The 13879-nt window shown below is 34.5% G+C and carries 12 protein-coding genes and 1 tRNA gene; 5 read left to right on the plus strand and 8 right to left on the minus strand.

Going from position 1 to position 13879, the window contains the following annotated elements:
* Positions 1-2: 2 nt before the first annotated feature.
* The gene (locus tag I6U49_RS01555) at positions 3-1304 is read right to left on the minus strand and encodes a cytochrome ubiquinol oxidase subunit I (RefSeq protein ID WP_198627318.1); all 1302 of its coding nucleotides are present in this window, start codon (positions 1302-1304) and stop codon (positions 3-5) included.
* 251 nt (positions 1305-1555) lie between these two features.
* A complete protein-coding gene (locus I6U49_RS01560) occupies positions 1556-1906 on the minus strand; it encodes a DUF983 domain-containing protein (protein ID WP_193709750.1) in 351 nt (116 codons plus the stop codon).
* A gap of 91 nt (positions 1907-1997) precedes the next feature.
* Between I6U49_RS01560 and I6U49_RS01565 the strand changes: the two genes are divergently transcribed.
* Entirely contained in the window at positions 1998-2879 is an 882-nt protein-coding gene (locus tag I6U49_RS01565) for a helix-turn-helix domain-containing protein (RefSeq protein WP_198627319.1), read from the plus strand.
* Between the two features lie 39 nt (positions 2880-2918).
* On the opposite strand, the gene I6U49_RS01570 is transcribed toward I6U49_RS01565, so the two are convergent.
* The 3 genes from I6U49_RS01570 to trhA all read right to left on the minus strand — a co-directional run bounded on the left by I6U49_RS01570 (position 2919) and on the right by trhA (position 5158).
* Entirely contained in the window at positions 2919-3707 is a 789-nt protein-coding gene (locus I6U49_RS01570; protein WP_198627320.1) for a sulfite exporter TauE/SafE family protein, read from the minus strand.
* 70 nt (positions 3708-3777) lie between these two features.
* The gene (locus I6U49_RS01575) at positions 3778-4410 is read right to left on the minus strand and encodes a Crp/Fnr family transcriptional regulator (RefSeq protein WP_198627321.1); all 633 of its coding nucleotides are present in this window, start codon (positions 4408-4410) and stop codon (positions 3778-3780) included.
* Between the two features lie 97 nt (positions 4411-4507).
* Entirely contained in the window at positions 4508-5158 is a 651-nt protein-coding gene (gene trhA, locus I6U49_RS01580; RefSeq protein ID WP_193709754.1) for a PAQR family membrane homeostasis protein TrhA, read from the minus strand.
* A 209-nt stretch (positions 5159-5367) separates the two neighbouring features.
* Here trhA and I6U49_RS01585 point away from each other — a divergent pair, with 209 nt between their 5' ends.
* Both I6U49_RS01585 and I6U49_RS01590 read left to right on the plus strand, forming a co-directional pair.
* A complete protein-coding gene (locus tag I6U49_RS01585) occupies positions 5368-6585 on the plus strand; it encodes an exonuclease SbcCD subunit D C-terminal domain-containing protein (protein ID WP_198627322.1) in 1218 nt (405 codons plus the stop codon).
* Positions 6586-6588: 3 nt separating this feature from the next.
* On the plus strand, positions 6589-9615 hold the full coding sequence (locus I6U49_RS01590) for an SbcC/MukB-like Walker B domain-containing protein (RefSeq protein ID WP_198627323.1): 3027 nt from the start codon (positions 6589-6591) through the stop codon (positions 9613-9615).
* Positions 9616-9659: 44 nt separating this feature from the next.
* Here I6U49_RS01590 and I6U49_RS01595 read toward each other — a convergent pair whose 3' ends face one another.
* Together I6U49_RS01595 and I6U49_RS01600 are read right to left on the minus strand one after the other, a co-directional pair.
* Complete coding sequence (locus tag I6U49_RS01595; protein WP_193709757.1) at positions 9660-10133, minus strand: UpxY family transcription antiterminator; 474 nt, start codon at positions 10131-10133, stop codon at positions 9660-9662.
* 336 nt (positions 10134-10469) lie between these two features.
* A complete protein-coding gene (locus I6U49_RS01600) occupies positions 10470-11345 on the minus strand; it encodes a cation diffusion facilitator family transporter (protein ID WP_198627324.1) in 876 nt (291 codons plus the stop codon).
* A 172-nt stretch (positions 11346-11517) separates the two neighbouring features.
* On the opposite strand from I6U49_RS01600, the gene I6U49_RS01605 reads away from it, so the two are divergent.
* Positions 11518-12780 (plus strand): carboxypeptidase-like regulatory domain-containing protein, encoded by a 1263-nt coding sequence (locus I6U49_RS01605; RefSeq protein WP_193709759.1) that lies wholly within the window; start codon positions 11518-11520, stop codon positions 12778-12780.
* A gap of 340 nt (positions 12781-13120) precedes the next feature.
* Positions 13121-13194, plus strand: a tRNA-Pro gene (locus I6U49_RS01610).
* Positions 13195-13349: 155 nt separating this feature from the next.
* Here I6U49_RS01610 and I6U49_RS01615 read toward each other — a convergent pair.
* Positions 13350-13879: T9SS type A sorting domain-containing protein (locus tag I6U49_RS01615; protein ID WP_198627325.1), on the minus strand; the 530-nt coding region annotated here is incomplete at its 5' end.

Consider the following 13879-nt stretch of genomic DNA (forward strand, 5'->3'; position numbering starts at 1 on the left):
AATTAATCTTTAGTTTGATTTAGGGATTTTATTTGTCGATTCATTAACCAGGTAACCGTTAATCCTAAAACTGTATACAAGAACAAGTAAAAGAAAAAGCTATATTTCATACCCGGCATTGGTGTCACTGCTTCCTCTGTACGCATAATTTGGTGAATTATCCAGGGTTGGCGACCAACTTCGGTAACTACCCAACCGGCTTCTACAGCAACAAAGCCCAAGGGTGCCACTATTATAAAGAGTAACCAATAATATTTGCTATGAAGCCAGTTTTTCTTTTTTAGACTTATGAAATAAATAAGTCCGGCAAAAATCAATAAAGTCCCAATCCCTACCATAATTTGAAACGCGTAATGAACAATAGCAACCGGAGGCAGCTCATCATCGGGGAAATCGTTTAATCCTTTTACCTCTGCATCAAAATCACCAAATGCCAGAAAGGATAAAGCTTTCGGGATTTCAATTTTATGGGATACTGTTCGATTTTCTTCATCTACTATCCCTCCAATATAAAGTGGCGCACCTTTTTTAGTTTCATAATGTGCCTCCATAGCTGCCAATTTTACCGGTTGGCGTTCGGCTACATCTTTTGCAGAAAGGTCTCCACTAAGAGGCTGTAGGAAAGCAGCTATTGCCCCAAAAACAATTGCGATTTTAAAAGCTTTAGTGTTCAATTCTACATTTCTTTTTCTAAAAATTTGAAATGCATGCACCCCGGCTACCCCAAAACTGGTGGCTACAAACGCAGCTAAAGTCATATGCAATGCTTGGGTGAACCAGGCAGGATTTAGCAAGGCTGCCACAGGATCTATGTTGGTAAATTCGCCATTAATATAATCAAAGCCAGAAGGGGCATTCATCCACCCATTGGCCGAAACTACCAATATACCTGAAGCCACACCCGAAATACCAATAATTATCCCGGTAAACCAATGAAATTTCTCGGGCAATTTATTCCAACCGTAGAGATAAAATCCAAGCGCAATGGCTTCTACAAAAAATGCAGCACCTTCTAAAGAAAAAGGCATCCCTATTATAGGGCCTGCATGCTTCATAAATTCTGGCCATAGCATTCCAAGTTCAAAAGAAAGGGCGGTACCAGAGACTGCCCCGGTAACAAAAAAAATGGCAACTCCTTTTAGCCAGGCCATAGTTAATCTTTTATAGATAGGATCTCTGGTTTTAAGCCACTTATGATGCGATAATACCATAAAAAATGGCATAACCATACCAATACAGGCAAATATAATATGAAAGCCAAGGGTAAAGGCCATTTGTAGACGGGCGTAATCTAAATTTTCCATCAACTTTTAGTTTCGAATTAAGGTGTAAAGAAATTTCAATTTTGAACCCATAAATTTAGGGAAAAACCTGGCGGTATCCTGACGGTAATCGGCATATTTTGGATACTTTAGGCACAATTGTTCTTATTCATTTTAGAGTGTATCAAAAAATAGCTGAATAAGAATTTGATGCTATTTTTATAGGCCAAAATTGCATGGAGCCGAATTGAATCCCTAAGCCTCCATCATACATAATACAACGGCTTTTTTATTTAATCCCTGAAAAACAGATAAATCCATATAGATCTTGATAATTTGAAATTAACCGTACACAACAAAAATGCGACTAGAACAATAATAAAGAAAACTCTTAAAGGTGATAAATCAATAAGCCACCAAAACAATACAAGGCTCGCTATCATTTGTGCTACAGAAAGAGAATAACTTACATACATGGCTCCAAAAAAAAAGCCGGTTTCTATCTCAAATTTATAATTGCAAACAGGGCACAAATCATTCATTTTGGGAAATCTCAATAAAAGTAGGTTTCCACTATTCCTAAAAATGTTACCTTTTTTACAATTAGGACATTTACATTGCAAAGCATTTATAACTTTATTCATAAAAGCATTTATTTTATCGCAAAAATAAAGCAGTACTTAAGAGTTATCCTTGCAATATATTCGCAACATTTTGTACTTTTAGGACATTTGTATGGAAATACCAATTTTAAATATTAATCAATTTAAAGAATCTGCCTCCATAAATGATGTATATGTAAATACATTCTCTAACCATATACAGATTAATAAGAATTTGATTAATAAACCACATAGTCATAACTTCTACTTGTGTGTACTTTTTACCGAAGGTACCGGAACGCACGAAATTGACTTTAATTCTTATACTATAAAACCCGGCATGGTTTTCTTTTTAAAGCCGGGGCAAACGCATTTTTGGAAATTTAAAACAGCTCCCGAAGGATTTATCTTTTTTCACTCTCAAGAGTTTTATGAACTTAAGTTTTTGGAGCATACGCTTTTTTCTTTTCCGTTTTTTTATTCGTATCAAAATCCTCCGGTAATAGAACTAGATTCCCAGAAAAATTATGAATTACAGCTTAAGTTTCTAGAAGTTTATAAAGAGTATTCACAAAGGAACCTTCTAAGGGAACTAAAAATTGTAAACTTACTTAACAACATTTATATAGAGCTAACGAGAATCTACACACTTAATATTGATTTAGAAAAACTTAGTTCCTCAAATTATCCCAACATACTTGCTACTCTGGAGAATTTAATAAATACGAATTTCTATAATGAGAAATTCCCTAAATTTTATGCCGATAAATTAAACATAACCACTAAGCATCTTAACAGAGTGGTAAAAAAAACAATAAATAAAACGACTAGCCAATTAATTTCCGAAAGAATAATTCTGGAAGCAAAACGTTTAATTGTACATTCTAATGGAAATCTTGCAGACACCGCATTTACACTTGACTTTTCAGACTATGCCTATTTCTCTAAATTTTTTAAATCAAAAACAGGGATAACACCTTTAGAGTTTAAAAAAAGATACTTAATGAAGTATTGATATTATTTCAATTTTGTTCTCATCTAAGCTTATAAAATTCTAGGAAATCTCTGCCCAGATTATATAGATTCCCATAAGTAAGACAAACCAACCAAAACCTTTCTTCAATTTTTTTCCGTCTATAAATTTATTGAGATATATCCCTATAAACATTCCTATCATAGAAAGTCCCGTGAAAATAGCTAAAAACGCCCAGTTGATATTCATATTTTGAACATCACCAATAAAGCCTATAAGCGATTTAATTGCAATAATTAATAATGAAGTGGCCACCGCTTTTTTCATGGGCAATTTAGCCAGAAGTACCAGGGCCGGAATAATTAAAAATCCGCCACCGGCACCCACAATCCCGGTTAACACCCCTACTACTATACCTTCAATTATAATTAATGGATAGTTATAACTTACTGCCACTGGCTCTGACCTTTTTTTTCTGTTTTCACGAATCATAGAAACTGAAGCCAGAATCATGATAATCGCAAAAAACAACATAATCCCGATGTTTTTTGTGATTTCAAAATCCCCAATGCTAAATAATGATTCTGGAATAGCAGGCACTATATATTTTCGTGTCGCATATACGCCTATAAAAGCAGGAATAGAAAACACAATAGCAGTTCTAAAATCTACCAGTTTTTTTTGCATATTTTTAAGCGCCCCAACCAGGGCAGAAGTACCTACAACAAAGAGAGAGTAAGCTGTAGCCGTTACAGGGTTCACAGCCAGTAAATAAACCAGCACAGGAACGGTTAGTATAGAGCCTCCACCACCAATTAAGCCTAAAACAACGCCAATAATTAATGCTCCAAAGTAACCTAGTATTTCCATATTCTATTTTTAAGTTTATGCAAAATTAATTGCAATATGGGGTCTTTACAGTAACAAGGGTTACAGAAGGCTAAAGTGCCATGACTTCTATACTGTTTCTTTGAAGTTTTATCTTTCCGTCTAGTTCAAGTTTTTTGAGCAACCTGGAAATAACCACCCTGGAAGTGTGTAAATCGTAAGCAATTTGTTGGTGGGTAACGCTAATTACTTCATTTTGGTTAATTTTTGCTTTATCTTCAAGATACTTCATTAAACGCTCATCCATATTCATAAAAGCAATGGTATCTATGGTGTCTAGCATTTCTGTGAGACGAGCCTGGTAACTTGCAAAAACAAAATCACGCCAGGACTTGTACTTAGAAGTCCATTCTTCCATTTTTTCAATAGGAATCATCACTAATTTTGTATCGCGTTCAGCTACAGCCCTTATTTCACTTTTGGTTTGACCTAGACAACAGGAAAGCGTCATGGCACAGGTATCACCACGTTCCAGGAAATATAACAAAAGTTCATCGCCCTCCTTATCCTCACGCATTATTTTAATAGCTCCTTCAATCAATAAAGGCATCATTTTTACATAATCGCCAATTTCTATAATTTTTTCGCCTTTTGCTTTGAATTGAAGTTGGCCTACACTATTAATCTCTTCAATAAGTTTATCTTCAAAAATAAAACCGTAAGCATCTTTTAATTCCTGTAACATATACTAGTTTCCGCTATTTATAAATATTATAATGATGTTTTTTAAAAGCTAAAATTAGTGTTTAAATTGATAATTAAATATGTTTTTGATGGAAAGTCTATCCGGGCAACACATAAAAATAAATTGAAAGATAATGGCAAAAGGTTCCAAAAAGTACGAAAATATGAAAAATAGCATGGTTAAATTTCACTTTATCCAAACTAAACAATACAGCCCCAATAGTATAAGAAATTCCGCCACCAAATAGCCACCATAAACCTCCCGAACTTAAATTATCGTATAAAGGTTTGATGGCTAAAACAATAATCCATCCCATTAAAACATACATAATAGTAGACAGGGTTTTATACTTTCCCGTAAAGAAAAGTTTAAGAATAATTCCGGTGAGGGCCAACCCCCAAACCACCCCAAAAATTGTCCAGCCTATCCAGCCTTCTAAAGTTACAAGTGCAAAAGGGGTGTAGCTTCCGGCTATAAGTACATAAATAGAGGCATGATCCAGGATGTTTAATTTATACCGAAGACTCTTTTTGGTTGCACTATGGTAAAACGTAGAAGCCGCGTACAATAAAATCATACTCGCCCCAAAAATGCTAAAGCTTACAAGGTGTACCGTTTCGCCAAGTTTACTAGCTCGTATAATTAATAAAATGAGTCCAAGAACACTTAAAAACAGGCCAAAACCGTGAGAAATAATATTTAATTTTTCTTCAAGGGCATCGTATTTTTGATGAGGATTTTTTTCCATAGCATCGGCCATTTGCTCAATAATTAATATTTAATAATAAAAGACCTGCCGAAGTTCAGCTATTCAATTAAATAGCTCTTTGCCTTGCCAGCAGGTAAATTTCTTAAATACTTAAAAGTAAAAATATTCAAGATGAAATGGAATCATTTAAACGATCAATTTTTATTATTTTCGGGCTTTCACTCCAGCACAATTTTTAATCGAATCCTATGAAAATTTTGCATACCGCCGATTGGCATATAGGTAAAAAACTGCATAAGCATAGTTTACAACCCGATTTTGACCTTTTTATAAGTTGGCTTTGCCAGTGTATTATTAAGAACGATGTAAAGGTATTATTGGTTTCGGGAGATATTTTTGATTTAGCCAACCCTTCTTCGGAAGCAAGGCAACAATACTTTAAAGCTTTAATGAAGCTAAGGCGTCTGGACTGCAAAATAATACTTACCGGCGGAAATCACGACTCCCCTACTATGCTAAATGCGCCTCAGGAAGTGTTGCGGGAATTAGATATACATATTATTGGCGGTTTGCCTCAAGAACTTTCAGAGTGCATTATTCCTGTTAAAAATGGTAAAAACGAAACCGAACTTCTTATTGCAGCTATCCCCTATTTACGGGATGCCGATTTAAGAACAGCCTCCCAGGGAAATTCTTATGAAGATAGATTAGAAGCTTTACGAAAAGGAATTCAACAAACCTTTGTGGACACCGCTAAGATTTGCAAAACCAAATTTCCGGAAGTAGACTGTATTGCTATGGGGCATCTTTTTGCGGCCGGTGCAGAAACTTCAGAGAGTGAGCGTGATATTCAAATTGGAAACCAGGCGGCTTTTAATGCGCTTCAGTTTGGCGATTATTATAAGTACATCGCACTAGGACATATTCACAAACCACAAAGGGTAAATGCCGCCACTCCCACTTTTTACAGCGGTTCCCCTATTCCACTTTCATTTAGTGAACGCAGTAATAAAAACCGAATCCTTCTATTGGACACTGAAAACAATTGGGAGCCTAAAAGTATAGAAATACCAGGCTTTAGAGCATTAATAAAAATAACCGGAAACCTGGAAAAACTTCAACAAAAACTAGGGGAATTAAAAGACCGGGAAGGCCTGCCTTCTTTAATTGAAATTGAACTTCAAGAAGAACATTTTGATGCTAACAAAATATTTGAACTAGATCAATTAGTGGGTAATTTTGAGGTTAAAGGCTATGAGATTGTAAAGCATCGCGCAAGTTTTAAAAATAAAATAAGTGGTAGCGGCGAACTCTATGAAGAAAAAAAACAACTAGAAGATCTGCAACCCTTAGATGTCTTTAAAAAATTAGTAGAAGTACAGGAAGAAGATGAAGAAACCAGAAAAGATTTAATGAGTGCTTTTAATGAAATTCTTGAGGAAGTTCACCAATCTAAAAAAGCTTAACCTATGAAGATTTTAAATATAGCCTTTAAAAATATTAATTCATTAAAAGGTGAGAACTTCATAGATTTTGAAGCAACTCCTTTTTCTGGAAATACGCTTTTTGCCATTACAGGCCCCACCGGAAGTGGAAAGAGCAGCATTCTAGATGTAATCTCGCTGGCACTTTTTAACCAGGTGCCCCGGCTTGGGAAGATTAGTAAAAAAGAGATTAGGGAAAAAGGCGCTATCCTTACCCGAAACCAAAAAGAAGCTTATGCTAAAGTAACTTATGAAACGGGAGCAGGTCGTTTTACCTCTTCCTGGAGCATAGAAATAAACCGTAATGGCAATCTCAACGATTACAATATGGAAATTGCCAATCTTATAGATAACTCGTTATTAGACCTTAAAAAATCTGAAGTTCCTACTAAAAATGAAGAGTTAATCGGTTTAAATTACGATCAGTTTATTAAGTCGGTTTTACTGGCACAGGGGGATTTTGCCAAATTTCTTTCGGCTAAAAAAGAAGAACGTGGCGAACTACTGGAAAAAATTACCGGTACAGGCATTTACCGTCAATTAGGTATGATGGCTTTTGAACGTTTTAAAGCCGAAACTAAAGAAATTGAAGCCCAGCAAAATGAAATAAAGCTCTTTGAATCCTATTTACTTTCTGAAGAAGATCTTGAAAATTTCAATAAAGATTTAAAAGAAAATACCGCTGATACCGAAGCTTTACAAAAAGACCTAAAGCTTATTGAAAAACAATTAGAATTAAAAGAAAACATCGGGAAACAGGAAAAAGAAATCAATAAATTAGAGGAGCAGGAAGTTAATCTGCATCGGCAGTTTAAGGAATTTGAAAGTGAATACGGTACGAGTCTCAACCGGCACGAAAAAATACAAAGTATTGCCGAAGAATTACAATCCTGGAACCGATTTCAAAAAGAATTAAAAGACTTAGATAGCAACCTGGCAAAGACGTCCTTAAAGATTAATGATACTAAAAAGAATATCAGCAGTTTTATTGAACAGGTAAAAGAATTTGTTCAGGAAGATGTTCAGGCTGAAAACCTTAAACAGAAACTGAATCTTTTTACCGAAAAAATAGGGAAACTTCAGGATGAAAAAAACTCACTTGGACTGGAATATAAAAGTAAATTACAGCTATTTAAAGCTGAAGTAAGAGAATTAAAAATCGACTTTCCAGAACATGATTTAAAAACCGGGAAGGAACTGTTGGAAAAACTTCAAACTAAAAAACTTCGGGAGAAAAAGCAACTTGAAATTGCGCTAAAAGAAGTGGATTTAGAAAAACTGAGTTCCGAAAAATTGCGTTTAAAAAACCATTTAGAAAAGACGCGTGAAGCACGGCAATTTTCTGAAAGAAAACTTCAACTTGAAGAAAGCGGTTTAAGAATCAAAAAAGATATTGAGGCTAACCAACCGGAATTTGAAAGCCTGCCCAAAACCATAACGCTACAAAAAGACCATCTTTCTTCATTAAAAAAAGATTTAGAAATTCTTCAACTTAAAAAATTAAATCAGCTAAAAACCGCAAAATTAGAAGAGCTTAGAAAGTCGCTTAAAACCGGGGAAGCCTGTCCGCTTTGTGGTGCTTTAGAGCATCCTTTTTCTGAGCATGTTCCGGATTTTGAAGATGAGCTTGAAATAAAAATAGCAGCAAAAAGTAAAGAAATAGAAGATAAAAACACGAAACTTACAAAGGCTCAATCTAGATTTGAACATATAAAAGACTCTTTGCAAAAAGCTAAGAAAGAATTAATTGAAATTGAAAATCGCATTTCGGAAAACAAGCAACGATTTAGTGAAAAATATCCCGATTTCAATTTTAGTGAAGAGATTGATTGGGAAAACTATATCGGAAAAATTAATTCAAAACTTGAAAGTCTAGATGCCTTTGAAACAATAAAACAAAAACTAACCGCTATTGCCGGCGGTTTACCAATTTTAAAAGATTTAAATGATATTTTGACCAAAGGCACATTGCTAAGGCGGCAATTGGAAGCCAATTATTCGGGAAATAATATCCTAAACGACCACCGAGAGCTAACAGATAAATGGAACGCCTTAAATCACGAAAAAAAATATCTTGGAGAAAACCTAAAAGAACAAAAACAAAATTTAAGTGAGCAGTCAAAGAAATATGAAGCACTATCACGAAAGCTCGAACCGGAAGTTACAGAAAAAGGATTTACGTCTATTGAAAATGCATTCCGGGCTTTATTGCCGGGTCAGAATTTTCTGGAGTTAAAGGATAAAAAAGATGCTATTTTAAAAGAAAAAAGTATTGTTGCCACCGGAATTTCTACTCTGCAAAAGCAATTAAAGCAGTTTAAAGAAAATGAAAGTGAACGTACTACTAATGATTTAAGGGTTGAACAATCTAAAAAACAGGAGGAATTTAAGTCCAAACAGTCAGTTTGTGAAGAATTGCGAAGAAAACTTGGAAATAATAATGAGTACCTGGCCAGGTTAAAGCAACTGAAAAAGCAAATTACAGAAAAGGAAAAACAAAGTAAACGTTGGCGACTTTTAAATACACTTATTGGAGACCGACAGGGGAAAAAATTTAATGATTTTGCACAAGATCTTACGCTTTCGCAATTAATTTACCTGGCCAATAAAAGGTTAAAGGACCTGAGTGAACGATACAAAATAGATAAAGCAAATGAAGATGAAGACGACGGACTGATTGCCATTGATGAAGATATGGGCGGACAAAGAAGATCTGTTAAAACCCTTTCGGGGGGAGAGACCTTTCTACTAAGCTTGTCGCTCGCGTTGGCCTTATCTGATCTGGCTTCAAGAAATGTTGAGATTAACAGTTTATTTATAGATGAAGGTTTTGGGACTTTAGATCCTGAAACTCTTGACCAAACCCTTGATACTTTAGAAAAATTACAGGCTGAATCTGGAAAAACCATTGGAATTATTAGTCACGTGGCCTCTTTAAAAGAGCGTATTGCAACTCAGATACAACTTACCCGAAACGGACAGGGATATAGTAGTTTGGAGCTTAAGTTATAAGTTCATGACAACAGATAACTTTTCTGTGCAATACTTATTACTTTTTAAACCACTTCTTTCGTTAAAACCTCTACGGTACATCCCAGTTTTGGAAGTATAAGCCTCATTTTTCGTTTACCTACTTCACGAATAATGGCTTCCTGATTTTTGAAGACACCACTTTTAATACTTATATGGTCACCTTCATTTAAGCGATCTACTTTTGCATCATCTACATTTTCGCCATTCAACCATTTCCGAATAACTTCTATCTCTTCGTCTTTTACAATGGCTGGTTTTCCAAGCCAAAATAAATATTTTACCACACCAGGAACATCAAAAACCAAATTACGTTCCTGTTCCTTTAATTGAATAAAAACATAAGACTTAAAAAGGGGGCTTTTTAGCTTTTTTTTACGGTCTTTCCACTGCTTTATTTCAGTGATTAGAGGACAATAAACTGCTACTCCCATTTCTTCCAAACGTTGAGCCACTTTCTTTTCGGTTCTAGGTTTGGTATATAAAACGTACCACGCCATAATTAAGTTTTGTCAGTCTGTATGCAATACAGGACTTCAAACTCCCTTGCTTTAAATTAGGGGGTTCTGAAGATATTTAGGTTAATTAGTTAATTCAAAAATACAAAGATTTTAATGAACATTAGATAGCAATAATTGATGAAAAGGTAAATAAAACATTGAAATACTGATAGCGAATTAATTAGAAAAATCTTTAAACAGAATAAAGCACAAGGCAAAATTTTCGGGCAAAAAGTGAAGTGAATTACCACGAGGTAAGGGAACGAGGCATACTATGGATATATACTTTTATTTCGAGGTAAGCCCCGGATTTTGGATTATCAAATAAAGTACTCGTTATTCTAAAATACAGGTTTCAGAATCCAATTCAAACTGTACCGTAAAATGTTCAAAATTATAGGTTTCGAGAGTTTTTAAAACTTCAGCCTTCAATTTTAAATATTCTTGAAACCCATTTACATTGTGAAGTTTAACGTGAGCTGTAAAAACGTGGTGTTCACCTTCCTGAGACCAAATATGTACGTGATGTGTAGAAGCAACCCCCTTAATACTTTCAATTCTCTCCCTTACCTCCTTTAAATTAATATCCCGCGGCGTTCCCTGTAAAAAAATAAAAAGCGTTTCTTTTAACCTTTTAAATACATTCCAGAGAATATATAAAGTAATAGCAAGTGAAAGCGCGGGATCCAGATAATGAATATCCTTAAACTGTAAAATAATAGAGACCACCAATACCGCAACCCAACCTAATACATCTTCCATTAAATGCCAGGATACTACTTTTTCGTTTAAGGTTTTACCACTGCTTAATTTATAGGCGGCAAACCCATTAACAGCCACTCCTATTATGGCGAAAAACATCATCCCTTGAGCATCAGAATGTTCTGGATACATCAACCTTTCCACCGCTTCATAAATAACATAAACAGACCCTCCAATAAGTACTACACTGTTAATAAGAGCTCCCAACAAAGAGAACCTTCTATAACCAAAAGAAAATTTAGAATTGCTTTTTTGTTTAGATTTATGATCCAGGTACCAGGAGGTTCCAAGCGAAAGGCTATCTCCAAGATCGTGTACCGCATCTGAAATTATAGCGATACTATTTACATAGATTCCACCAATAAATTCAAGAATAGTAAATCCCAGGTTTAAGAAAAACGCCAGTTTAAGATTTTTTCCTGAAGAATGCTGATGATGCTCGTGCCCCATAATGACGAAATGAATGTAATTATGCCTCGTTTTCGAAATTAGTTATTTTTTTAGTTTATTATCAATTCCTACCAAACAAAACAGCCCAATTTATTTTCTAAATATAAAATCTACTATTATTATTTTTTTCATTTTTTTCGTATATTAATATGAATATCAAAACCTTATAGCTATGAAAAATATAAAAATCCTACTACTTGTTGTTTCGGGTATGCTTATTGGCTATATATCCCTGGATACAAAAGCTTTTTCACAAACCAATTCCCAGGATTTTGTAGAATATAAAGGTGAAGTACTTAATGCCGATAATAAAAACACCATTGCCAATGCTCATATATCGGTAAACGAGACCAATATTTCTACAATTAGTAATTCTGAAGGAAAATTTTCCTTAAAAGTACCTAAGGGTTTAGCTCCTGCCACGGTTAGTATTTCCTATTTGGGCTACCTTAGTAAAAACTTACCTTTAAGCTATTTTAAAGCGAAAGGAACCCTAATTTACCTTAATCCTGTAGTAGAAGAGCTTTCTGAAATAAAAGTTTATAAAGCCGGCGATGCCAGAAAACTGGTGTATAATATGCTGGAAAATCGTGGGGAAAATTATATTAACCGCCCTACCGAAATGACTGCTTTCTACAGAGAAAGTATTAGTAAAGGCAACAGAAATGTTTCCCTAAGCGAGGCTGTTGTAAAAATTCATAAAAAACCTTATAGCCATTATGGCGATGAGGATATAGAATTGGTTAAAGCTCGCAAAACTGCCGATTATGACCGCTTAGACACATTAGCCCTAAAATTACGTGGTGGGCCATTTAACACCTTATTTATAGATGTTATGAAATATCCCGATTATCTTTTTTATGAACAGAATTTAGAAAATTATGAATTTAACTTTGAGGAGCCCACACAAATTGATAATCGCTACCTGTATGTAGTAAGTTTTAATGACCGGAATAAAGATATGCCCTGGTTTTATGGAACTCTTTTTATTGATGCAGAAACCCAAAGCCTGGTAAGGGCAAAACTAAATATGAATGTAGATAATAGACGGGCAGCCACCAGGATGTTTGTAAATAAAAAACCGGGAGGAACCAAAGTTTATCCCATTGAAGTAGAATATGACATAGATTATCATCAGCAAAACGGCAAATGGTATTTTGGCTATTCTAATGCAAAGCTACTTTTTGTAGTAAACTGGAAACGCAAATTGTTTAATTCGCGGTATCAGGTAAATTCTGAGATGGCTGTAACTAATTGGCAACCCGAAACCGAAGACCGTATTAAAAGAAATAAGAATTTTCTTAATAAAACAGTAGTGATGGCCGATGATATATCGGGTTTTACAGACATACAATTCTGGGGAAGCAACAATATTATAGAACCCGATAAATCTATACAAAATGCTATAGAAAAAATTAAACGGAATATTCAATAGACATAAATTAGCAGAAAAACTCAAAGCTTTTTTACAAATCTTTTAGTATCCAAAAACATCTAATTTAAACTGCTTGATTTTGAGATGAATCAGGGATAGAATCTCAATTAATTATTCTTTTAAATACTAAAAATAAGTAGTACGTACTTTAAGCTACCATTAAAAAGTATATGCTGATTATGAGCTTATTAAAAATAAGATACAATTAAGCCCCCAAAAAACCAGCTTTTCATTTTGAAAATAACAAATAAGCCCTTTAATTTGTAACTCAATTTATGTAGCACTATTTAATAAGATTAAACCAGAATTTACAGCTGTTTTCATAAATTGAAGTTTTAATCGAGATGTGGCGCAGTCTGGTAGCGTATACGCCTGGGGGGCGTGGGGTCGCAGGTTCAAATCCTGTCATCTCGACTTTTGGTTATTAAACCACACCACAGAAAATTAAACTAATGATTTCCAGATTTAATCAAATCTGGAAATCATTTTTTTTGATATCAATTCAAAAAAAGAATGTAATTGATCCTTGATCTTCTAAAGATTCAATTATTTTGAGCGACCTTAATTGGTTATCTTTTTACAATCAATTTCAAATCTATATAGGTATTCTGGTTTGTTTTCAATTTTAAAATATAAACTCCAGTTGGTAGTGTGGAGATATTCAGATTATAAATATCTGAAATATTTTTATCCGGAAAAATATAAGTTTTTGAAAGTACACCGCTAAAATTATAAACAAATATTTCATGTAAAACTATGGCCGGATCTAAAATTTGAATACTTACCTCATAATTTGCTGGATTCGGGTACAGTATGGCCTTATAATTATTGTTGGTATCCAAAATATCTTCTTGAACTTTAGTCACATCGGTCGAGGAGGAATTTAGACTTTCGGTAGGCACCCCTAAAATCTCTATACCATTAATTAATGGATTTTCTACCGCACCGTGAATAAATACAATCTCTAAAAGGCCATCGGTTACTTCTACTTCTTCTACAATTACCCCTCCTACCTGGTGACCAAATTGTGCAGAAAGGTCTACAGCCTGAAGGGAAGCAGGTACCACTCCTTCTATAGAAACATCAAAAATCCTTGTAC

The organism is Salegentibacter maritimus (assembly GCF_016236915.1).
Classification (GTDB): domain Bacteria; phylum Bacteroidota; class Bacteroidia; order Flavobacteriales; family Flavobacteriaceae; genus Salegentibacter; species Salegentibacter maritimus.

Excerpts from the sequence above, each read along its gene's own strand:
- I6U49_RS01555 (WP_198627318.1), bottom strand. The coding sequence starts at position 1,304 with ATGGAAAATTTAGATTACGCCCGTCTACAAATGGCCTTTACCCTTGGC.
- I6U49_RS01560 (WP_193709750.1), bottom strand. The coding sequence starts at position 1,906 with ATGAATAAAGTTATAAATGCTTTGCAATGTAAATGTCCTAATTGTAAA.
- I6U49_RS01565 (WP_198627319.1), top strand. The coding sequence starts at position 1,998 with ATGGAAATACCAATTTTAAATATTAATCAATTTAAAGAATCTGCCTCC.
- I6U49_RS01570 (WP_198627320.1), bottom strand. The coding sequence starts at position 3,707 with ATGGAAATACTAGGTTACTTTGGAGCATTAATTATTGGCGTTGTTTTA.
- I6U49_RS01575 (WP_198627321.1), bottom strand. The coding sequence starts at position 4,410 with ATGTTACAGGAATTAAAAGATGCTTACGGTTTTATTTTTGAAGATAAA.
- trhA (WP_193709754.1), bottom strand. The coding sequence starts at position 5,158 with ATGGAAAAAAATCCTCATCAAAAATACGATGCCCTTGAAGAAAAATTA.
- I6U49_RS01585 (WP_198627322.1), top strand. The coding sequence starts at position 5,368 with ATGAAAATTTTGCATACCGCCGATTGGCATATAGGTAAAAAACTGCAT.
- I6U49_RS01590 (WP_198627323.1), top strand. The coding sequence starts at position 6,589 with ATGAAGATTTTAAATATAGCCTTTAAAAATATTAATTCATTAAAAGGT.
- I6U49_RS01595 (WP_193709757.1), bottom strand. The coding sequence starts at position 10,133 with ATGGCGTGGTACGTTTTATATACCAAACCTAGAACCGAAAAGAAAGTG.
- I6U49_RS01600 (WP_198627324.1), bottom strand. The coding sequence starts at position 11,345 with ATGGGGCACGAGCATCATCAGCATTCTTCAGGAAAAAATCTTAAACTG.
- I6U49_RS01605 (WP_193709759.1), top strand. The coding sequence starts at position 11,518 with ATGAAAAATATAAAAATCCTACTACTTGTTGTTTCGGGTATGCTTATT.